We start from the raw sequence: 19710 nt of genomic DNA, 5'->3' as shown, positions 1-19710 counted from the left end.
CTCCTTCTTACTTCTTGGACGGGTGCTTGGGCCGCTGCGGGCCCTTGCGCTGTCCGGACTTGGCTTGGCGTGAAGAGCCGGAGGCGGGCTTGCCCGCCGACTTCGGCTTGTCGTCCTGCGGTGCGTCCTGCTTCTCGAGCGAGGTCTTGGAACCGGCTGCCTCGGACTCCGCGTCCTTGGCTCCCGCAGTCGCGTGACCGGTCTGGCGCTTCGCCTTGGTCTGGCGCTTGGGCTGCTGACGCTTGTGCGCGTGGCCGCCCTCGGCGTCGGCGGTGGCGGTCTCGCTCTTCGCCACCGTGCCGTCCTCCTGGGGCGCGAGACCCAGCTTGCCGAGGCCGGTGACGAACTTGCGCTCGATGTCGTTGCGGTCGCTGCCCTTGGCGACGATCCCCTTGACCATCTTGCGCCGGGTACGGCCGCGCACCTCGCCGTGGGAGGTCACGCTCTTGAGGAGTCGCTGGAGGTAGGCGTCCTGCGCCTTGCTGCCCGGAGTCGGGTTCTGGTTGATCACGTACATCTGCTGACCCATGGTCCAGACGTTGGTGGTCAGCCAGTAGACGAGGACACCGACCGGGAAGTTGATGCCCATCACGGCGAAGATGACCGGGAAGATGTACATCAGCATCTTCTGCTGCTGCATGTACGGGGTCTTCACCGTCAGGTCGACGTTCTTCGTCATCAGCTGGCGCTGGGTGAAGAACTGCGAGGCCGACATCAGCACGATCATGATCGCGGTGACGATCCGGACGTCGGTCAGGGACGCGTCGAGCGAGGTGACCTTCTCGACGCTGTCCGTGAACTTCGCGGCCAGCGGGGCGCCGAAGATGTGCGCCTGACGCGCGCTGTCCAGCAGGTCCTGGTTGATCGCGCCGATCTTCTTGCCCGAGGCGATGGAAGACAGCACGTGATACAGGGCGAAGAAGAACGGGGACTGCGCCAGGATGGGAAGACACGAGGAGAGCGGGTTGGTGCCCGTCTCCTTGTACAGCTTCATCATCTCTTCGGACTGACGCTGCTTGTCGTTCTTGTAGCGCTCCTGGATCGCCTTCATCTTCGGCTGGAGCACCTGCATGTTGCGGGTCGACTTGATCTGCTTCACGAAGAGCGGGATCAGGCAGATCCGGATCAGCACCACCAGGGACACGATCGACAGACCCCAGGCCCAGCCGGAGTCGTCACCGAAGAGCGCCCCATAGACCTTGTGGAACTGAACGATGACCCATGAGACAGGCGTGGTGATAAAGCTGAACAGACTGGCAATCGTGTCCACTAATCAGGCTCCTTGAGCATTGGGCGAGGTCTCTGCGGCCGGGCTCGGAGGTTCGGAGACCGACCCCCCGGACGGCACATCAGCGGCGGACTCCCCGCCCTTTTCGCCGCGCAGGGCATTGCGCAGCAGCTCGTGCCACCGCGGACGCTTGCGTGGCGGAACATGATCCACACCGCCGGGTGACCACGGATTGCACCGCAGGATGCGCCAGGCTGTCAGCGCGGTTCCCTTGATGGCTCCGTGCCTGTCGATCGACGTATATCCATAGTGGGAACACGACGGGTAATAACGGCAGACAGGCCCGAGGAGTGGACTGATCGTCCACTGGTACAGCTTGATGAGAGCAAGCAGCGGGTACTTCATCGCGCGCCCCCTCCCAGCAGCCGCTGCAGAGCGGCGTCCAGGTCTCGGGCCAGCTGTGCATGGTCGGCGTCGCCCGCACCGGGCAGCGCCCGTACGACAACAAGGCTACCGGGGGGCAGCTGAGCCAGCCGGTCGCGGACCAGGTGACGAAGCTTCCGCTTCACCGCGGTACGCACGACGGCGCCCCCCACGGCCTTGCCGACGACGAAACCCGCACGTGGCGCGGGAAGAGTCTCCCCCGTCACGTGCGGGTCCGTTTCACCGCTGCGTAGATGGACGACGAGTAGCGGACGCCCGGCTCGGCGCCCTCGTCGTACCGCGATCGCGAAGTCCTCGCGCCGCCTCAGCCGATTCTCGGTAGGCAGCACGTCATGGACCTGTAAGCGATCAGGCGGACAGGCTGCTGCGGCCCTTGCCGCGGCGGTTCGCGAGGATCGCACGGCCGGCACGGGTACGCATGCGCAGACGGAAGCCGTGGGTCTTGGCGCGACGGCGGTTGTTCGGCTGGAAGGTGCGCTTGCTCACTCGGGGGCTCCAGAAATGATTCGTGTCTTGGCGGGACATCGCCTGGCTGTCACCGTGCGCCCACGAGGAACTCGCGTAAACGCCTTAGTGCACCGCTTCACAATCACAGATCGTGATCTTTGCCCATCGGAGGCAGGCGGCAGCAGCCATCGACAACTCGACCTGGTCACGGTACGCGCGGCTACGCCATCCGGTCAAACCGGCTCCGCGTGACCCCCCATTGTGCACAGCCTGTGGACAACAACTTGAACCGCGCGGGTCGGCCTGACTACCGTGGCTGAACTCCGGTTCTTTTCCTTCCCGACTGCCGGGCCTCACCCGACCCGACCCATCCCGTCCCGAGAACCACACATTCGTGGGACATGCGAGAGAGCGTGCCTTGTGGCTGACGTACCTGCCGATCTTGCCGCAGTGTGGCCGCGAGTGCTGGAACAACTCCTCGGGGAGGGCCAGCAGGGCATCGAGCCGAAGGACAAGCAGTGGATCGAGCGCTGCCAGCCGCTGGCACTCGTCGCCGACACCGCACTGCTGGCCGTTCCCAATGAATGGGGCAAGCACGTCCTGGAGGGCCGGCTCGCGCCGCTCCTCAGCGAGACGCTGACCCGCGAGTGCGGCCGCCCCATCCGGATCGCGATCACCGTCGACGACTCGGCGGGCGAACAGCCCGCTCCGCCGGCGCCTCCGATGCACCCGTCGCACCAGAGCCAGCAGGGCCACCGCTACCCGTCGCAGCCGCGTGAGGACCCCCAGCGCAACGACGGGTACGACGGATACGGTCACCGGCCCTCCGACGACGGCATGCCGACGGCCCGGCCCGCCTACCCCGACTACCAGCAGCAGCGCCCGGAGCCCGGCGCCTGGCCGCGTACCCAGGAGGACCTCTCCTGGCAGCAGCCCCGGCACGGCGGCTACCAGGACCGCGAGCAGCCCTCCGGCGAGCCGTACCGCGACAGCGAGTCGTACCGGGAGACCGAGTCGTACCGGGAGCGGGAGAACGAGTCGTACCGCGAGAGCGAGCCGTACCGGGAGCAGCCCGCCGAGCAGTGGCGCGAGCCGTACGGCACCGGGCGTCCCCAGCAGCCGCAGCACGACTACCGCTCGCAGCCGCCCGAGCACCAGGGGTACGAGCAGCAGCGTCCCGACCGGCAGGACCAGCAGCCGCAGCACCGTCAGAGCGGCCCGGGCGGTCACGGCCCCGGACGGACCGGCGGCTCGGTCCCCGGCCCGATGGGCGCCCAGCCGGCCCCCGCGCCGGGCCCCGGTGAACCGCACGCCCGGCTGAACCCGAAGTACCTCTTCGACACCTTCGTCATCGGGGCGTCCAACCGGTTCGCGCACGCCGCGGCCGTCGCCGTCGCCGAGGCGCCCGCGAAGGCGTACAACCCCCTCTTCATCTACGGGGAGTCGGGGCTCGGCAAGACCCATCTGCTGCACGCCATCGGGCACTACGCGCGGAGCCTCTACCCGGGCACCCGGGTGCGGTACGTGAGCTCGGAGGAGTTCACCAACGAGTTCATCAACTCGATCCGCGACGGCAAGGGCGACACCTTCCGCAAGCGCTACCGCGACGTGGACATCCTGCTGGTCGACGACATCCAGTTCCTGGCGAGCAAGGAGTCGACGCAGGAGGAGTTCTTCCACACCTTCAATACGTTGCACAACGCGAACAAGCAGATCGTGCTCTCCTCGGACCGGCCGCCCAAGCAGCTGGTGACGCTGGAGGACCGGCTGCGCAACCGCTTCGAGTGGGGCCTGACCACCGATGTCCAGCCGCCCGAGCTGGAGACCCGGATCGCGATCCTCCGCAAGAAGGCGGTGCAGGAGCAGCTCAACGCCCCGCCGGAGGTCCTGGAGTTCATCGCCTCGCGGATCTCGCGCAACATCCGCGAGCTGGAGGGCGCCCTGATCCGGGTGACGGCCTTCGCCTCGCTGAACCGGCAGCCGGTGGACCTCGGGCTGACCGAGATCGTGCTGAAGGACCTGATCCCGGGCGGCGAGGAGTCGGCCCCGGAGATCACCGCGCCGGCCATCATGGCGGCGACCGCGGACTACTTCGGCCTCACCGTGGACGACCTCTGCGGATCCTCGCGCAGCCGGGTGCTGGTGACGGCGCGCCAGATCGCCATGTATCTGTGCCGCGAGCTGACCGACCTGTCGCTGCCGAAGATCGGTGCGCAGTTCGGCGGCCGCGACCATACGACGGTGATGCACGCCGACCGGAAGATCCGGGCGCTGATGGCGGAGCGGCGCTCCATCTACAACCAGGTCACCGAACTGACCAACCGCATCAAGAACGGCTGACGCCGGCTTCCCGGGCTTCTCCTGGAGCGATTCTCACGGGCGCCTGTCACGGACCTCCACGGTCCGCGGCGGGCGCTTTTTCGCGTTCCCGGGCCCTGTGAGCGGGTTCCCGGAGCCCTCGACGGGTCCTCCAGGGCGTCGTCGAGGCCCTCGGCGAACGCCCTGCCGGACCCGCGCTGTTCGAATACGGGCTGCTCAGAGGCCCTTCTCCACAGATGTGCGGGAAATCTTCCGTCCACAGCCTGGGGACCGGGAAGTTGTCCATATTGCGTCCACAGGGCTCGCTGCCGATACTCCATCAGGCCAGGTCACGTGGTTGGGGATTTGTGGTCAACCGTGATCCACAGCCTGTGGACAGACTTTCCGTCCACAGGGGGCCGTCGATGTTGTCCACCGGCGGCCCACAGGCTGAGCCCTGTTGTCCCCAGCTTCTCCCGGCTTCTCCACACCTCTGTCCACTGTTCGGCAACGCAACACACGCTCTCACCGCCCGGAGTGAAAGGCGTCACACCAAGGTGCTGGGTTGGGCTGTGGGGAACGTGGGTAAAGCTGGGGACAGGCCTGGGGAGAAGTGGCCCCCTCCTGTGCATCGGGTGTGCAGAACTTTCGTCCGTCCACAGAAAGCCCCGGTTGTCCACGGGCGCCACCCACAGGACCGGTGGACAAAAAACAGTCGCTGACCTGCGCAAACGACGTTATCCACGGTATCCACAAGGCCTACTACTACTACCACCCAGAGTTAGCCAGGAATCCGCTTCGAAGTGGGGCCTGTGTACAACTCGACCGTCGACCGCCGCGAACCTCTTGGCCCGACTTGACCCCGAGCAGCAACGGCTGTCGGTGCCGTACGTCAGACTGGTCCCCGGAGCCTCCGCCGTCTCGGCAGCGGGCTCCGGTCCAGACGACGAAGGCCAGCAGGGCGAGCGAGCAACAGCAGGAGGCGGTTCCGGTGAAGATCCGGGTGGAGCGCGATGTACTCGCGGAGGCGGTGGCCTGGGTGGCCCGCAGCCTCCCGGCCCGTCCGCCGGCGCCCGTTCTCGCGGGCCTTCTGCTGAAGGCCGAGGACGGGGCTCTCAGCTTCTCCAGCTTCGACTACGAGGTCTCCGCCAGGGTCTCCGTCGACGCCGAGATCGACGAGGACGGCACGGTGCTCGTCTCCGGCCGGCTGCTCGCCGACATCTGCCGCGCCCTGCCCAACCGCCCGGTGGAGATCTCCACCGACGGTGTGCGGGCCACGGTCGTCTGCGGCTCCTCCCGCTTCACCCTCCACACACTGCCTGTGGAGGAGTACCCCGCGCTGCCGCAGATGCCGACCGCCACGGGCACCGTCCCCGGTGAGGTCTTCGCCTCCGCCGCCGCGCAGGTCGCCATCGCCGCCGGCCGCGACGACACGCTGCCGGTGCTCACCGGTGTGCGGATCGAGATCGAGGGCGACACCGTCACGCTCGCCTCCACCGACCGCTACCGCTTCGCGGTCCGCGAGTTCCTGTGGAAGCCGGAGAACGCGGACGCTTCTGCGGTCGCCCTGGTGCCCGCCAAGACGCTCCTGGACACCGCCAAGGCGCTCACCAGCGGCGACACCGTCACCCTGGCGCTCTCCGGCTCCGGCGCGGGCGAGGGCCTGATCGGTTTCGAGGGCGCCGGACGCCGCACGACCACCCGCCTTCTCGAGGGCGACCTGCCGAAGTACCGCACGCTCTTCCCGACCGAGTTCAACTCCGTCGCGGTGATCGAGACGGCCCCCTTCGTCGAGGCCGTCAAGCGTGTGGCCCTGGTCGCCGAGCGCAACACACCCGTACGCCTCAGCTTCGAGCAGGGCGTCCTCATCCTGGAAGCCGGTTCCAGCGACGACGCACAGGCTGTGGAGCGGGTCGACGCGGTGCTGGAGGGCGACGACATCTCGATCGCCTTCAACCCGACGTTCCTGCTGGACGGTCTGAGTGCGATCGACTCCCCGGTCGCCCAGCTCTCGTTCACCACGTCCACCAAGCCCGCCCTGCTCAGCGGCCGCCCGGCCGTGGACGCCGAGGCGGACGACGCGTACAAGTACCTGATCATGCCGGTGCGGCTCTCCGGCTGATCCCGGTTCCCCCGGCCGGCCGGGGGACGTATCCGCGGCAGTTTCCGGCGGGCCCGCTCGGCGCGGAGCGGGCCCGCCGTGCTGTCCACCGCCGGGCGTAGGCTCGGTCCCGGGCGCACCTGCCCCGACGCTTATCGCCACGACGCTTAAGGAATCTCTGATGGAGCTCGGTCTCGTCGGCCTCGGCAAGATGGGCGGCAACATGCGCGAGCGCATCCGCCGCGCAGGCCACACCGTCATCGGTTACGACCGCAACCCGGATGTCGCCGATGTCCACAGTCTCGAAGAGCTTGTGGGCAAGCTGAAGGGCCCGCGGGTCGTCTGGGTCATGGTCCCGGCCGGTGCCGCGACCCAGTCCACGATCGACGAGCTGGCCGCGCTGCTCTCGCCCGGCGACGTCGTGGTCGACGGCGGGAACTCGCGCTGGACCGACGACGAGAAGCACGCCGTCGAGCTGGGCATCAAGGACATCGGCTTCGTCGACTGCGGCGTCTCCGGTGGCGTCTGGGGCCTGGAGAACGGCTACGCCCTGATGTACGGCGGCACCGAGGAGAACGTGGCGAAGGTCCAGCCGATCTTCGACGCGCTGAAGCCCGAGGGCGACTTCGGCTCCGTGCACGCGGGCAAGGTCGGCGCCGGCCACTTCGCGAAGATGGTCCACAACGGCATCGAGTACGCGATGATGCAGGCCTACGCCGAGGGCTGGGAGCTGCTGGAGAAGGTCGACTCCGTCACCGATGTGCGCGAGGTCTTCCGCTCCTGGCAGGAGGGCACGGTCATCCGTTCCTGGCTGCTCGACCTCGCGGTCAACGCGCTCGACGACGACGAGCACCTGGACAAGCTCCGGGGTTTCGCCGCGGACTCGGGCGAGGGCCGCTGGACGGTGGAGGCCGCGATCGACAACGCGGTGCCGCTGCCCGCGATCACGGCGTCGCTGTTCGCGCGGTTCGCCTCGCGTCAGGAGGACTCGCCGCAGATGAAGATGATCGCCGCGCTGCGCAACCAGTTCGGCGGGCACGCGGTGGAGAACAAGAAGTAGTCCCGCCGCACGACCGAGAAGAGCGGCACCAGCACGGCACAGCGGAACGGAAAGGCCCGGGAGGTCGGCGCACATGCATGTCACCCATCTCTCGCTGGCCGACTTCCGCTCGTACGCCCGGGTCGAGGTCCCTCTCGACCCGGGCGTCACCGCGTTCGTGGGGCCCAACGGGCAGGGCAAGACCAATCTCGTCGAGGCCGTCGGCTATCTCGCCACCCTCGGCAGCCACCGGGTCTCCTCGGACGCCCCGCTGGTGCGGATGGGCGCGGAGCGGGCGGTGATCCGCGCGGCGGTGACCCAGGGCGAGCGCTCCCAGCTGATCGAGCTGGAGCTGAACCCGGGCCGCGCCAACCGGGCCCGGATCAACCGGTCCTCGCAGGTCAGACCGCGTGATGTGCTCGGCATCGTACGGACGGTGCTGTTCGCGCCGGAGGATCTGGCGCTGGTCAAGGGCGATCCGGGCGAGCGGCGGCGGTTCCTGGACGAGCTGATCACCGCGCGGTCGCCCCGGATGGCCGGGGTCCGCTCCGACTACGAGCGGGTGCTCAAGCAGCGCAACACCCTGCTGAAGTCGGCGGCGATGGCCCGTCGGCACGGCGGCCGCTCGATGGACATGTCCACGCTCGACGTCTGGGACCAGCACCTGGCCCGGGTGGGCGCCGAGCTGCTCGCGCAGCGGCTCGACCTGATCGCCACGCTCCAGCCGCTGGCCGACAAGGCGTACGGGGACGTCGCGCCGGGCGGCGGGCCGGTGGCGCTGGAGTACCGCAGCTCGGTCGGCGAGGACGTGGGTCCCGAGCGCACCCGCGACGAGCTGTACGAGCAGCTGATCGCGGCACTGGTGGGGGTCCGCAAGCAGGAGATCGAGCGGGGTGTGACGCTGGTCGGTCCGCACCGTGACGATCTGCTGCTCGGGCTGCGGGGGATGCCGGCGAAGGGGTACGCGAGTCACGGCGAGTCCTGGAGCTACGCGCTGGCGCTGCGTCTTGCCAGTTACGAGCTGCTGCGCTCCGAGGGCAACGAGCCGGTGCTGGTCCTGGACGACGTCTTCGCCGAGCTGGACGCCCGCCGCCGGGAGCGGCTGGCGGAGCTGGTGGCCCCGGGTGAGCAGGTGCTCGTGACGGCGGCGGTGGCGGAGGACGTTCCGGGCGTGCTGGCGGGGACGCGGTACGCGGTGACGGCGGGCGAGGTGGAGCGCGTATGACCGGCCGGGGCGAGAACACGGCGGGCCGACGGGGACCGGCCTCGCGCGCGAGCGGTACGGCAGCCTCCGGCCCGGGCCGTACGGGAGCGGGTGCGGGAGACGCCCTGCCGGATCCGGCCGCTTCCGAAGCCGCTTCCGGAGCGTCCGCCGCGGCGGCGAAGCCGCCCGAGGTGACCGGTGTCGATCTCGCCCGGGTCGCGTTGCGGGCGGCGAAGGAGCAGGCCAGGGCGCGGGGCGCGGCGGCGCAGCAGAAGAAGCAGGCCCGGCGGGGCGGCGGGCTGCGTTCGGGGGCCCGGTCGGACGGCCGGGATCCGCTGGCGCTGGGCTCCGCGATCAACCGGCTGATCACCGAGCGGGGCTGGGAGACGCCCGCGGCGGTCGGCGGGGTGATGGGGCGGTGGCCGCAGATCGTCGGCGACGATCTGGCGAAGCACTGCGTACCGCTGCGGTACGACGACGATCCGGACGCCCGGGTGCTGACCGTGAGCTGCGACTCGACGGCGTGGGCGACGCAGCTGCGGCTGCTGGCTCCGCAGCTGGTGGCCCGGCTGAACGCGGATCTGGGCCAGGGCACCGTACGGCTGATCAAAGTGGTCGGTCCCGGCGGTCCGGAGCGCCGGTACGGGCCGTTGCGGGCGCCCGGCAGCAAGGGCCCGGGCGACACCTACGGCTGAGGCTCCGGCCGGCCGCCGGACGTTTCCCGGCCGCCACCGGACGCCGGTGGGCCGCCGTGGGCCCCGCGGTCGGGTTTCCCGTTTCTCCGCCGACTCCGTACCGATCACCACCCCCCACGGCTGAGCTGCACGTTCGGCGTAAAATTGTCGTGTACTGGGCGAGCTTTGCGCCGGGTTCGTCAGGGTTCGCGCCACAGGAAACCGGACGGTACGGCCGGAGCGTCCCTCACCGTAGCGGGAGGTTGACAGGCCGAAGCGCTCAAAGCCCGTCAGGGCCTCTTGGAGCCCCTTCCTGAATATGGGGAGTCGTCAGTCGCTCATTCAGGGCGGCACAGCCGGACTCAGGTACCGGCAAACCCCCAATCATGTCGGCGCTACCGGTAGACTGGTGAGTAATCCCGCCGCTGAGGCGGGAGTCGTCGATACAAGCCGAACGACGCAGCCGCTCCCGCCTGCCCGGAGAACGGCCTGTGCTGTGCCAGAAAGGGCGCTTCGTGGCCGATTCCGGCAACCCCAACGAGAACATTCCGTCCACAGCCGGTGCGCCGGGCGAGGCCGCCGCCTCGTACGACGCCAGCGCGATCACCGTGCTGGAAGGGCTGGACGCGGTCCGCAAGCGACCTGGCATGTACATCGGCTCGACCGGTGAGCGCGGCCTGCACCACCTGGTGCAGGAGGTCGTCGACAACTCGGTCGACGAGGCGATGGCCGGCCACGCGGACACCATCGACGTCACGATCCTGCCCGACGGCGGGGTGCGTGTGATCGACAACGGCCGTGGCATCCCGGTCGGCATCGTGCCGTCCGAGGGCAAGCCGGCCGTCGAGGTCGTGCTCACCGTCCTGCACGCGGGCGGCAAGTTCGGTGGCGGCGGTTACGCCGTCTCCGGCGGTCTGCACGGCGTCGGCGTCTCCGTCGTCAACGCCCTGTCCACCCGGGTCGCCGTCGAGGTCAAGACCGACGGCTTCCGCTGGACCCAGGACTACAAGCTCGGTGTCCCGACCGCCCCGCTGGCCCAGCACGAGGCCACCGAGGAGACCGGTACGTCGGTCACCTTCTGGGCCGACGGGGACATCTTCGAGACCACCGAGTACAGCTTCGAGACCCTCTCGCGCCGCTTCCAGGAGATGGCGTTCCTCAACAAGGGCCTCACGCTCAAGCTCACCGACGAGCGCGAGTCGGCGAAGGCGACCGCGGGCGCGGACAGCGCGGACGCGGCCGAGCCCGCCGAGGAGGAGACCGCCCGCTCGGTCACGTACCACTACGAAAACGGCATCGTCGATTTCGTGAAGTACCTCAACTCCCGCAAGGGCGACGTCATTCACCAGTCGGTGATCGACATCGAGGCCGAGGACAAGGACCGTCTTCTCTCGGCCGAGATCGCCATGCAGTGGAACACGCAGTACACCGAAGGCGTCTACTCCTTCGCCAACGCGATCCACACGCACGAGGGCGGTACGCACGAGGAGGGCTTCCGCGCGGCGCTGACCTCGCTGGTCAACCGGTACGCGCGCGACAAGAAGCTGCTGCGGGACAAGGACGACAACCTCACCGGCGAGGACGTCCGCGAGGGCCTCACCGCGATCATCTCGGTGAAGCTGGGCGAGCCGCAGTTCGAGGGCCAGACGAAGACCAAGCTGGGCAACACGGAGGCCAAGACCTTCGTGCAGAAGGTCGTCCACGAGCAGCTGACGGACTGGTTCGACCGGAATCCCAACGAGGCCGCCGACATCATCCGCAAGGGCATCGCCGCCTCGACCGCCCGTGTGGCGGCCCGCAAGGCGCGCGACCTGACGCGGCGCAAGGGGCTCCTGGAGAGCGCCTCGCTGCCGGGCAAGCTCAGCGACTGCCAGTCGAACGACCCCACCAAGTGCGAGATCTTCATCGTCGAGGGTGACTCCGCCGGTGGTTCGGCGAAGTCCGGCCGTAACCCGATGTACCAGGCGATCCTGCCCATCCGCGGCAAGATCCTGAACGTCGAGAAGGCCCGGATCGACAAGATCCTCCAGAACACCGAGGTCCAGGCGCTGATCTCGGCGTTCGGCACCGGGGTCCACGAGGACTTCGACATCGAGAAGCTCCGCTATCACAAGATCATTCTGATGGCGGACGCCGACGTCGACGGTCAGCACATCAACACCCTGCTGCTGACCTTCCTCTTCCGCTTCATGCGGCCGCTGGTGGAGGCGGGGCACGTCTACCTCTCGCGCCCGCCGCTGTACAAGATCAAGTGGGGCCGGGACGACTTCGAGTACGCGTACTCGGACCGGGAGCGCGACGCGCTCGTGGCGCTCGGCAAGCAGAACGGCAAGCGGATCAAGGAAGACTCGATCCAGCGCTTCAAGGGTCTCGGCGAGATGAACGCCGAAGAGCTGCGCGTCACGACCATGGACGTCGACCACCGGGTCCTCGGCCAGGTCACGCTGGACGACGCGGCGCAGGCCGACGACCTGTTCTCGGTGCTCATGGGTGAGGACGTCGAGGCACGGCGCTCGTTCATCCAGCGCAACGCCAAGGACGTCCGCTTCCTCGACATCTGAGTCGGCCGTACCAGCGACGCCGCAGCTCGAAAGGACTTTGACCAGCAATGGCCGACGAGAACACCCCTGTGACACCTGAACCCGTGACGTCCGAGGAAGAGACCGTCCCCGGTGTGGGCATGCGTGTCGAGCCCGTCGGGCTCGAGACGGAGATGCAGCGCTCCTACCTCGACTACGCGATGTCCGTCATCGTCTCGCGTGCGCTGCCCGACGTACGGGACGGCCTCAAGCCCGTCCACCGCCGGGTGCTGTACGCGATGTACGACGGCGGCTACCGCCCCGAGAAGGGGTTCTACAAGTGCGCCCGCGTCGTCGGTGACGTCATGGGTACGTACCACCCGCACGGCGACTCCTCCATCTACGACGCCCTCGTGCGCCTCGCGCAGCCGTGGTCGCTGCGGATGCCGCTGGTGGACTCCAACGGCAACTTCGGTTCCCCGGGCAACGACCCGGCCGCCGCCATGCGGTACACCGAGTGCAAGATGATGCCGCTGTCCATGGAGATGGTCCGGGACATCGACGAGGAGACCGTCGACTTCCAGGACAACTACGACGGCCGCAACCAGGAGCCGACGGTCCTGCCGGCGCGCTTCCCGAACCTGCTGGTCAACGGCTCCGCGGGGATCGCGGTCGGCATGGCGACCAACATCCCGCCGCACAACCTCCGCGAGGTCGCGGCCGGCGCCCAGTGGTACCTGGAGCACCCCGAGGCCTCCCACGAGGAGCTGCTGGACGCGCTGATCGAGCGCATCAAGGGCCCCGACTTCCCCACCGGCGCGCTGGTCGTGGGCCGCAAGGGCATCGAGGAGGCGTACCGCACCGGCCGCGGCTCCATCACGATGCGCGCGGTCGTCGCGGTCGAGGAGATCCAGGGCCGCCAGTGCCTGGTCGTCACGGAGCTGCCGTTCCAGACCAACCCCGACAACCTCGCGCAGAAGATCGCCGACCTGGTCAAGGACGGCAAGGTCGGCGGCATCGCGGACGTCCGCGACGAGACCTCCTCGCGTACGGGGCAGCGCCTGGTCGTCGTCCTCAAGCGGGACGCGGTCGCCAAGGTCGTCCTGAACAACCTGTACAAGCACACCGACCTCCAGACGAACTTCGGCGCCAACATGCTGGCCCTGGTCGACGGGGTGCCGCGGACGCTCTCCATCGACGCGTTCATCCGCCACTGGGTGACGCACCAGATCGAGGTCATCGTCCGGCGTACGCGGTTCCGGCTGCGCAAGGCCGAGGAGCGGGCGCACATCCTGCGCGGCCTCCTCAAGGCCCTGAACGCCATCGACGAGGTCATCGCCCTCATCCGGCGTTCCAACACGGTGGAGATCGCGCGCGAGGGCCTGATGGGCCTGCTGGAGATCGACGAGCTCCAGGCCAACGCGATCCTGGAGATGCAGCTGCGCCGGCTGGCCGCGCTGGAGCACCAGAAGATCACCGCCGAGCACGACGAGCTCCAGGCGAAGATCAACGAGTACAACGAGATCCTGGCCTCGCCCGCCAAGCAGCGTGCCATCGTCAGCGAGGAGCTGGCGGCGATCGTCGACAAGTTCGGCGACGACCGGCGCTCCCAGCTGGTGCCCTTCGACGGTGACATGTCCATCGAGGACCTGATCGCCGAGGAGGACATCGTCGTCACGATCTCCCGCAGCGGCTATGTGAAGCGCACGAAGACGGACGACTACCGCTCGCAGAAGCGCGGCGGCAAGGGCGTGCGCGGCACGAAGCTGCGGGAAGACGACATCGTCGACCACTTCTTCGTCTCGACCACGCACCACTGGCTGCTGTTCTTCACGAACAAGGGCCGGGTCTACCGCGCCAAGGCGTACGAGCTCCCGGACGCCGGCCGGGACGCGCGCGGCCAGCACGTCGCCAACCTGCTGGCCTTCCAGCCGGACGAGAAGATCGCCCAGATCCTGGCGATCCGCGACTACGAGGCCGTGCCGTACCTGATCCTGGCGACGAAGGGCGGTCTGGTGAAGAAGACCGCGCTCAAGGACTACGACTCGCCCCGCTCCGGCGGCGTCATCGCGATCAACCTCCGCGAGATGCCGGAGGGCGGCGACGACGAGCTGATCGGCGCCGAGCTGGTGTCGGCCGAGGACGATCTGCTGCTCATCAGCAAGAAGGCCCAGTCGATCCGGTTCACCGCGACGGACGACGCGCTGCGCCCGATGGGCCGTGCCACCTCGGGTGTGAAGGGGATGAGTTTCCGCGAGGGCGACGAACTCCTCTCGATGAATGTCGTCCGGCCCGGTACGTTCGTCTTCACCGCTACCGACGGCGGGTACGCGAAGCGGACCCCCGTCGACGAGTACCGCGTCCAGGGCCGCGGCGGCCTCGGCATCAAGGCCGCCAAGATCGTGGAGGACCGCGGATCGCTCGTCGGTGCGCTGGTGGTCGAGGAGACCGACGAGATTCTCGCCATCACGCTCGGCGGTGGTGTGATTCGTACGCGAGTCAATGAAGTCAGGGAGACGGGCCGTGACACCATGGGCGTCCAACTGATCAATCTGGGCAAGCGCGACGCCGTCGTCGGCATCGCGCGCAATGCCGAGGCCGGTCGTGAGGCGGAAGAGGTCGATGGGGCCGATGACGTCGACGGCGAGCCGTCCGAGGCCCACGCCGAGGGCGTGGCAGAGGGCACTGTCGAGGGCACGGAGCCTTCGACCGGGGAGCACGAGGAGTAGAGCGTGAGTGGAGCCACGGGCGCAGGTTCGGCCGCTTCCGGAGCCGGTGCGAACGGCGCCCGTGGCCCTGCCACGGACTCCCAAGGGGGCACTGTGACGGACACACGAGGGCCTCAGCCCCAGTACGAGGGTTACGCGACCGGGCCGCTGCCCGGCGAGCGTGAGCCCGCACCGGGGCCGTCGGGGCCGTACCACCCGCCCCAGGCGTATCAGGCGCCCGGCGGCGGCACCCAGGGCGGCCAGCGCCCCGGACAGCCGGGCGGCGGCACGCTGGGCGGTGCGCAGGGCGTGGGCGGCGCCCAGGCGACGCGCAAGCCGCGCACGGGGGCGCGGACCACTCCGCGTACCCGCAAGGCCCGTCTGCGGGTGGCCAAGGCCGACCCGTGGTCGGTGATGAAGGTCAGCTTCCTGCTGTCCATCGCGCTGGGCATCTGCACGGTGGTGGCGTCGGCGGTGCTGTGGATGGTCATGGACGCGATGGGCGTCTTCGAGACCGTCGGCGGCACGATCAGCGAGGCCACCGGCTCGAACGAGAGCAACGGCTTCGATCTGCAGTCGTTCCTGTCGCTGCCGCGCGTGCTCATCTTCACCTCGGTCATCGCCGTGATCGACGTGGTGCTGGCCACCGCGCTGGCGACGCTGGGCGCCTTCATCTACAACCTGTCGGCGGGCTTCGTGGGCGGTGTCGAGCTCACGCTGGCCGAGGACGAGTAGGGCCGCGGGTATCGATTTTGGGACTGGCCCCGACGTGCGCTAATCTTCTGAAGTCAGCGCGGAGCAGTACAGCGCGGCGGGGCTATAGCTCAGTTGGTTAGAGCGCATCCCTGATAAGGATGAGGCCACAGGTTCAAATCCTGTTAGCCCCACAGAACGAAGACCCCCAGTCACCAGTGGCTGGGGGTCTTCGCGTTGGCGGGACCAGGGGAACGGGAGGGCCCCGGCGTACGGAGAGGCCCCCCGTGCACGAGAAGCCTCCTGGTGTACGGAAGCCCCCTGGTGCACGGAAGGCCTCGCGCGTACGGGGACGGCCTGGGTGTACGGGGTGTGCTCGGTGCGTGCGGACGGCCTGGGAGCACGGGTACCGCCTGGGCGTACGGGTGTGCTCGGTGCGTACGGAAGGGGCTGGGTGTACGGGGTGTGTCCGGGCATGCGGAAAGGCCCCCGGCCGGTGTGAACCGGACCAGGGGCCCCGGAAGTGCGGTGGCGGCGGGATCAGGGGGGTGGCGCCGGGGAGTCGCCTTCCGGGGCTGTGGAGTGGGAGCCGGTCTGGCCGGTGGTGCGGGCGGTGTCGGCGGGGTCGAGCGACAGGTGGCGGGTGGCCGGCGAGGAGCCGTGGGCCTCGGCCCGGATGCGCTGCTTCATCGTGGGCGGCAGGGCCCGGTCACGCGGAAGGGTCCATCGGACCGAGGGGGCGAGCGGGGTTGCCGCGGTGGCACCCGTGTGCTCGTGGGTCGTGGCGCTCGGCTGCGCGGCGGCGTTCGTGGCGTTCGTGGCGCTCGCCGTGGCGGTGGCGAGGCCCAGCGACGCCAGGAGGGCGAAGAAGGCGGTGATGAAGGCGGTCCAGATGTTCTTGGGCTGGAAGGTGCTCATGGCCCCTCGCTTTCGGACGGTCCGGTTGCTGACTTCTCCGATCATGTGGATCCGGGCCGTGATTCCGAGGAGCGACGCCCGCTCTGCGCCGATCTTCGGATTAACACCACTCGTATGGTGCAACCGGGGTGGACAGCCCTTCGTCAGGGGGCGGAACGGGTCGCCGGGAGGTCGTTCGGGGCGCCGGGAAGGGGCTGCTTCTGGGTTCCGGGCAGGTCACCGATCGGTATCGGCCGGTGTGTATAGTCGGCGGCAGAAGGCCCCCAAGCCAAGGAAAGACGAGGTAGCGCGGTGAAGAAGCTTCTCCTGGTCGCACTGGCCGCCATCGGCGGGCTCCTCGTGTACCGCCAGATCCAGGCGGATCGCGCCGAGCAGGATCTGTGGACGGAGGCTACCGACTCCGTGCCCGCAGGTTCGGGTGTGTGAGACGGCACAGTCTGTTACGGGCCCCGGTCGCTGAGCGGCCGGGGCTTCGTGCTGTCCGGGGTCCGTTCGCCGGCGTGGTTCCGCTGTCCGCGTTGCGCGAGTGAAGTGACCTGAGCGCGTCGGCGGGCCCGGAACGCGGACAAGAAGGGCAATCCGGCTGCGGCCGGAGACAGCAGCGGTGCGGGCGGGGCAGGATGGACCGGCAATGGCGGCCGGGCGGTCGACGGGCATCGGCGCGTGAGGACGACGAGGGGAAGCGCGTGAAGAGGCAGCGGCAGCGCAACAGGGGGCGGGCGGTGGCCGCGGTACTCGCGGCGCTGTGCGCGGCGGCGGTCCTGCCGGGGCAGGCGCACGCGGCCGGCCCCGGGGCGTACGCGTTCGACCCCGACGCGAAGAACGTGCAGGGGGCGACGGCGAACGTCGAGGCGTCCGAACTCGACGAGGGCGTCCCGTACCGCAGCACGATCAGGCCGGGCGAGAAGCTGTACTACCGGGTCACCCTGGACGACGTCTCCGCCGCCTACGTCTCGGCGGTCGCGGTGCCCGGCGACAGTGGTCCGGTCGCCTACGGCGACGGCATCACCGTCAGCCTCCGGGAGACCGACGACAGCCAGTGCGGCTCGGGGCGGGCGAACTTCGGGCCGGGCGCGTACGCCCGGCCCGTCGCCGCGTACGCCTACCGGACCATCAAGGAAGGCAGCGGCACCTGCCAGGACAGCGGCCCCTACGACGTCCTCGTCGAGCGCGAGACCAAGTCGGCCGCCGACACCGACGCCTGGGACCTGGAGCTGCGCTTCCTGCAGGAGCCGCAGGTGAAGAGCGGCTCCGCCCTGCCGACCGAGGGGCCCGACAGCTGGCCGTCGGCCTCGCCGCAGCCCTTGACCGGCCAGCGGCAGAAGCGGTCCGGCGGGGCCGGGTACTCCGAGGCCACCAGCCTGGAGAACGGCCGCTGGCAGGACACCGTCGCGCCGGGGCAGACCCGCTTCTACCGGGTGCCGGTGGACTGGGGCCAGCAGATCTACGCCACCGCCGGGCTCTCCAACAGCGCGGGCGGCAAGAAGGAGTTCGTGGGCAACGCGCTCACCCTGTCGCTGAACAACCCGGTCCAGGGGCCCGTCTCCGACGCCACGCTCTCGTACTCCGGAGGGCCCGCGTCCGCGTCCCTGCGGCCCCTGCCGCCGGTGGCCCACCGCAACCGGTTCGACCCGTCGAGCCAGGTCGGCGCCCTGCGCTTCGCGGGCTGGTACTACCTGTCGGTCTCCCTCAGCCCGAAGCTCAAGGAGTCCTACGGCACCGAACCCCTCCCGTTCGAACTGTCGGTCCAGGTGAAGAACAAGGCGGAGGAGTCCCCGTACGAGGGTGACGCCGGGGTCTTCGGCGTCACCGACCAGGACCGGGAAGTGGCCCGCGACGGGAAGAACGCCCGCCAGGCCGCGCGGAGCGGCCCGATGACGGTGGTCGCCGCGGCCGGGATCGGGACGGGGTCCGTGCTGGTGCTCGGGCTGGGCGTCTGGACGCTGCTGGCCCGCCGTCGTGCGGCGGCCGGGGCCCCGGCCGCCGGTCACCCGGCCGGTGGGGGCCACCAGCCGCCGCAGGGCTGGTAGTCGGGCCCGGGGCGTCGGCCGCCGGGACCCGTACCCGTCAGATCTGGGTCAGGGCCCAGATGCCGACCGCGAAGCAGATCAGCGCCACCACCAGGACCGGGACCGCGACCTTCGGGGGCGGTCCCGGACGCGTCTGCCGTACGCGTACGGGGGCGTGGGGCGCGGCGTGCTGCACCGGTGGGGACGGTACCGGCGGGTGCTGCTGCTGGGTGGTGTAGGCGCGGGTGGCCGCGGGGTCGGGTACGCCGGAGGTCGGTGCCTGGGAGGAGTGCGGTGCGCCGACGGCGTACGGGGGCGGCGCGTCCGTCGTGAACGGGGCTGCGGGCGGCGGTTGCCGGAACCCCGGCTGTACGTACGGCTGTTGCTGCGAGGGGCCGGCCCCGGGCGGGGGCGCGAGGTGGAAGCTGCCCGTCTCGGACATGGAGACCGGCGGAGTCGCCGAGGGCTGTGGAGCAGCGCCGGCCGCGGGGCCGGGGCCGGCGGGCTGCTGGGGGGCGGTGACCGGGCCGTCGGGGCCGAAGCCCGCGGGCAGCGGCCCGATCTGGTCGAACACCTCCACCGGCTCGTCGTCCGGGCCGGCTTCGGGCAGCATCTCGACCGCCGCGGTCAGGGCCTTGCGCGCGCCCGTCGCGGTCCGGAACCGGGCGTGCGGATCGGGCTGGAGCAGCCCGGCGAGAACCTGCCACAGCGGCTCGGGAATGCCGTTGGGGGCGCCCGGGGTGCCGTGCTCGACGAAGTGCTCGACCAGCGCCTGGGAGTCGGGCTTCTGGCCCTGGAGGAGGTAGAGCGCGACCAGGCCGACCGCGAAGAGGTCGGCGGGGAAGTCGGGCTCGGCGCCCATCATCTGCTCGGGGGCGAAGTAACCGGGCGTGCCGACCACGTAGTTGGTCTCGGTCAGCCGTGGTTCGCCCTTGCGCATCGAGATGCCGAAGTCGGAGAGGCGCAGATGCGGGCGGCCCGTTCCGGTCGCCTCCATCAGGATGTTGGCGGGCTTGATGTCGCGGTGCACCACCCCTTCGGCGTGCACCGTGGACAGCCCGGAGAGCAGCTGGTCCAGCAGCAGGCAGACGAAGCGCGGGGGCAACGGGCCGTAGTCGCCTATGACATGGGCGAGCGAGCCGCCGCTCACCAGGTCCATGGTGAACAGGACCTTGTCGTCGTCGGCGGCCCAGCTGGCCGGGGCCAGCACATGCGGGTGCTCGATGCGCAGGGCCTGCTCGCGGACGAAGCGCAGCAGCGTGTGCGCGTCGCTCTGCTGGAGCACCTTGGCCGCGACGTACCTGCGGCGGCGGTGGTCCCAGGCCCGCCAGACGGCGCCGACCCCACCGCGTCCGATCGGATCGATCAGCTCGTACCGACCGGCGAAGACCTCACCCATTGTGCTGCGCCCGCTCCCCGTTCCTGTGG

16 protein-coding genes and 1 tRNA gene are annotated in these 19710 nt (G+C 69.6%); 11 read left to right on the top strand and 6 right to left on the bottom strand.

Annotated elements, in window-relative coordinates; translation table 11 throughout:
• Positions 1–7: 7 nt before the first annotated feature.
• From yidC to rpmH, 4 genes are read right to left on the bottom strand one after another with little or no spacing between them, the layout of a single operon-like run.
• The gene (gene yidC / locus KV381_RS18205; protein WP_030626812.1) at positions 8–1270 is read right to left on the bottom strand and encodes a membrane protein insertase YidC; all 1263 of its coding nucleotides are present in this window, start codon (positions 1268–1270) and stop codon (positions 8–10) included.
• Positions 1271–1273: 3 nt separating this feature from the next.
• Positions 1274–1633, bottom strand: coding sequence for a membrane protein insertion efficiency factor YidD (gene yidD / locus KV381_RS18200; RefSeq protein ID WP_006125986.1), 360 nt, complete (start codon positions 1631–1633; stop codon positions 1274–1276).
• Positions 1630–2001, bottom strand: a complete 372-nt coding sequence (rnpA, locus tag KV381_RS18195; protein ID WP_218785681.1) for a ribonuclease P protein component — start codon at positions 1999–2001, stop codon at positions 1630–1632. Before rnpA ends, yidD begins: the two co-directional genes overlap by 4 nt.
• A 19-nt stretch (positions 2002–2020) precedes the next feature.
• Complete coding sequence (gene rpmH, locus KV381_RS18190; protein WP_003967884.1) at positions 2021–2158, bottom strand: 50S ribosomal protein L34; 138 nt, start codon at positions 2156–2158, stop codon at positions 2021–2023.
• A gap of 273 nt (positions 2159–2431) precedes the next feature.
• On the opposite strand from rpmH, the gene dnaA reads away from it, so the two are divergent.
• The 9 genes from dnaA to KV381_RS18145 all read left to right on the top strand — a co-directional run bounded on the left by dnaA (position 2432) and on the right by KV381_RS18145 (position 15549).
• On the top strand, positions 2432–4459 hold the full coding sequence (dnaA, locus tag KV381_RS18185; protein ID WP_373461050.1) for a chromosomal replication initiator protein DnaA: 2028 nt from the start codon (positions 2432–2434) through the stop codon (positions 4457–4459).
• 949 nt (positions 4460–5408) lie between these two features.
• Positions 5409–6539 (top strand): DNA polymerase III subunit beta, encoded by a 1131-nt coding sequence (gene dnaN / locus KV381_RS18180; protein ID WP_003967886.1) that lies wholly within the window; start codon positions 5409–5411, stop codon positions 6537–6539.
• Positions 6540–6699: 160 nt separating this feature from the next.
• Positions 6700–7578, top strand: a complete 879-nt coding sequence (gene gnd, locus KV381_RS18175; RefSeq protein ID WP_030077234.1) for a phosphogluconate dehydrogenase (NAD(+)-dependent, decarboxylating) — start codon at positions 6700–6702, stop codon at positions 7576–7578.
• Positions 7579–7651: 73 nt separating this feature from the next.
• Positions 7652–8782, top strand: a complete 1131-nt coding sequence (gene recF / locus KV381_RS18170) for a DNA replication/repair protein RecF (protein WP_030077232.1) — start codon at positions 7652–7654, stop codon at positions 8780–8782.
• Positions 8779–9456 carry a DUF721 domain-containing protein gene (locus KV381_RS18165; protein ID WP_230543452.1) on the top strand — a complete coding sequence of 226 codons (678 nt, stop codon included), beginning with the start codon at positions 8779–8781 and terminating at the stop codon, positions 9454–9456. The genes recF and KV381_RS18165 overlap by 4 nt, the downstream gene beginning before the upstream one ends.
• A gap of 470 nt (positions 9457–9926) precedes the next feature.
• Positions 9927–11996, top strand: a complete 2070-nt coding sequence (gyrB, locus tag KV381_RS18160) for a DNA topoisomerase (ATP-hydrolyzing) subunit B (protein WP_218785679.1) — start codon at positions 9927–9929, stop codon at positions 11994–11996.
• A 47-nt stretch (positions 11997–12043) separates the two neighbouring features.
• On the top strand, positions 12044–14683 hold the full coding sequence (gene gyrA / locus KV381_RS18155; protein WP_030626805.1) for a DNA gyrase subunit A: 2640 nt from the start codon (positions 12044–12046) through the stop codon (positions 14681–14683).
• Between the two features lie 93 nt (positions 14684–14776).
• Positions 14777–15397: a DUF3566 domain-containing protein gene (locus tag KV381_RS18150; RefSeq protein ID WP_030077224.1), complete on the top strand. Its 621-nt coding sequence runs from the start codon at positions 14777–14779 to the stop codon at positions 15395–15397.
• A 78-nt stretch (positions 15398–15475) separates the two neighbouring features.
• Positions 15476–15549: transfer RNA gene (locus KV381_RS18145), tRNA-Ile, on the top strand.
• Positions 15550–15895: 346 nt separating this feature from the next.
• Here KV381_RS18145 and KV381_RS18140 read toward each other — a convergent pair.
• Positions 15896–16273, bottom strand: coding sequence for a DUF6344 domain-containing protein (locus KV381_RS18140; RefSeq protein ID WP_030077222.1), 378 nt, complete (start codon positions 16271–16273; stop codon positions 15896–15898).
• Positions 16274–16564: 291 nt separating this feature from the next.
• Here KV381_RS18140 and KV381_RS18135 point away from each other — a divergent pair, with 291 nt between their 5' ends.
• Together KV381_RS18135 and KV381_RS18130 are read left to right on the top strand one after the other, a co-directional pair.
• On the top strand, positions 16565–16699 hold the full coding sequence (locus KV381_RS18135) for a DLW-39 family protein (protein WP_003958712.1): 135 nt from the start codon (positions 16565–16567) through the stop codon (positions 16697–16699).
• A gap of 194 nt (positions 16700–16893) precedes the next feature.
• A complete protein-coding gene (locus KV381_RS18130) occupies positions 16894–18303 on the top strand; it encodes a hypothetical protein (RefSeq protein ID WP_256995092.1) in 1410 nt (469 codons plus the stop codon).
• Between the two features lie 37 nt (positions 18304–18340).
• Here the strand turns inward: KV381_RS18130 and KV381_RS18125 are convergent, their stop codons facing one another.
• On the bottom strand, positions 18341–19681 hold the full coding sequence (locus KV381_RS18125) for a serine/threonine-protein kinase (RefSeq protein ID WP_218785676.1): 1341 nt from the start codon (positions 19679–19681) through the stop codon (positions 18341–18343).
• Positions 19682–19710 lie beyond the last annotated feature (29 nt).

The sequence above is a fragment of the Streptomyces sp. WY228 genome, assembly GCF_019287315.1.
GTDB classification, from domain to species: domain Bacteria; phylum Actinomycetota; class Actinomycetes; order Streptomycetales; family Streptomycetaceae; genus Streptomyces; species Streptomyces caviscabies.
Note: the sequence above shows the minus strand (reverse complement) of the source record. Positions and strands in the feature narration are given on the sequence as shown.

Coding starts and splice junctions, on each gene's coding strand:
- gyrA (WP_030626805.1), top strand. CDS start 12,044: ATGGCCGACGAGAACACCCCTGTGACACCTGAACCCGTGACGTCCGAG.
- KV381_RS18165 (WP_230543452.1), top strand. CDS start 8,779: ATGACCGGCCGGGGCGAGAACACGGCGGGCCGACGGGGACCGGCCTCG.
- KV381_RS18140 (WP_030077222.1), bottom strand. CDS start 16,273: ATGAGCACCTTCCAGCCCAAGAACATCTGGACCGCCTTCATCACCGCC.
- KV381_RS18125 (WP_218785676.1), bottom strand. CDS start 19,681: ATGGGTGAGGTCTTCGCCGGTCGGTACGAGCTGATCGATCCGATCGGA.
- recF (WP_030077232.1), top strand. CDS start 7,652: ATGCATGTCACCCATCTCTCGCTGGCCGACTTCCGCTCGTACGCCCGG.
- gnd (WP_030077234.1), top strand. CDS start 6,700: ATGGAGCTCGGTCTCGTCGGCCTCGGCAAGATGGGCGGCAACATGCGC.
- yidD (WP_006125986.1), bottom strand. CDS start 1,633: ATGAAGTACCCGCTGCTTGCTCTCATCAAGCTGTACCAGTGGACGATC.
- KV381_RS18130 (WP_256995092.1), top strand. CDS start 16,894: ATGGACCGGCAATGGCGGCCGGGCGGTCGACGGGCATCGGCGCGTGAG.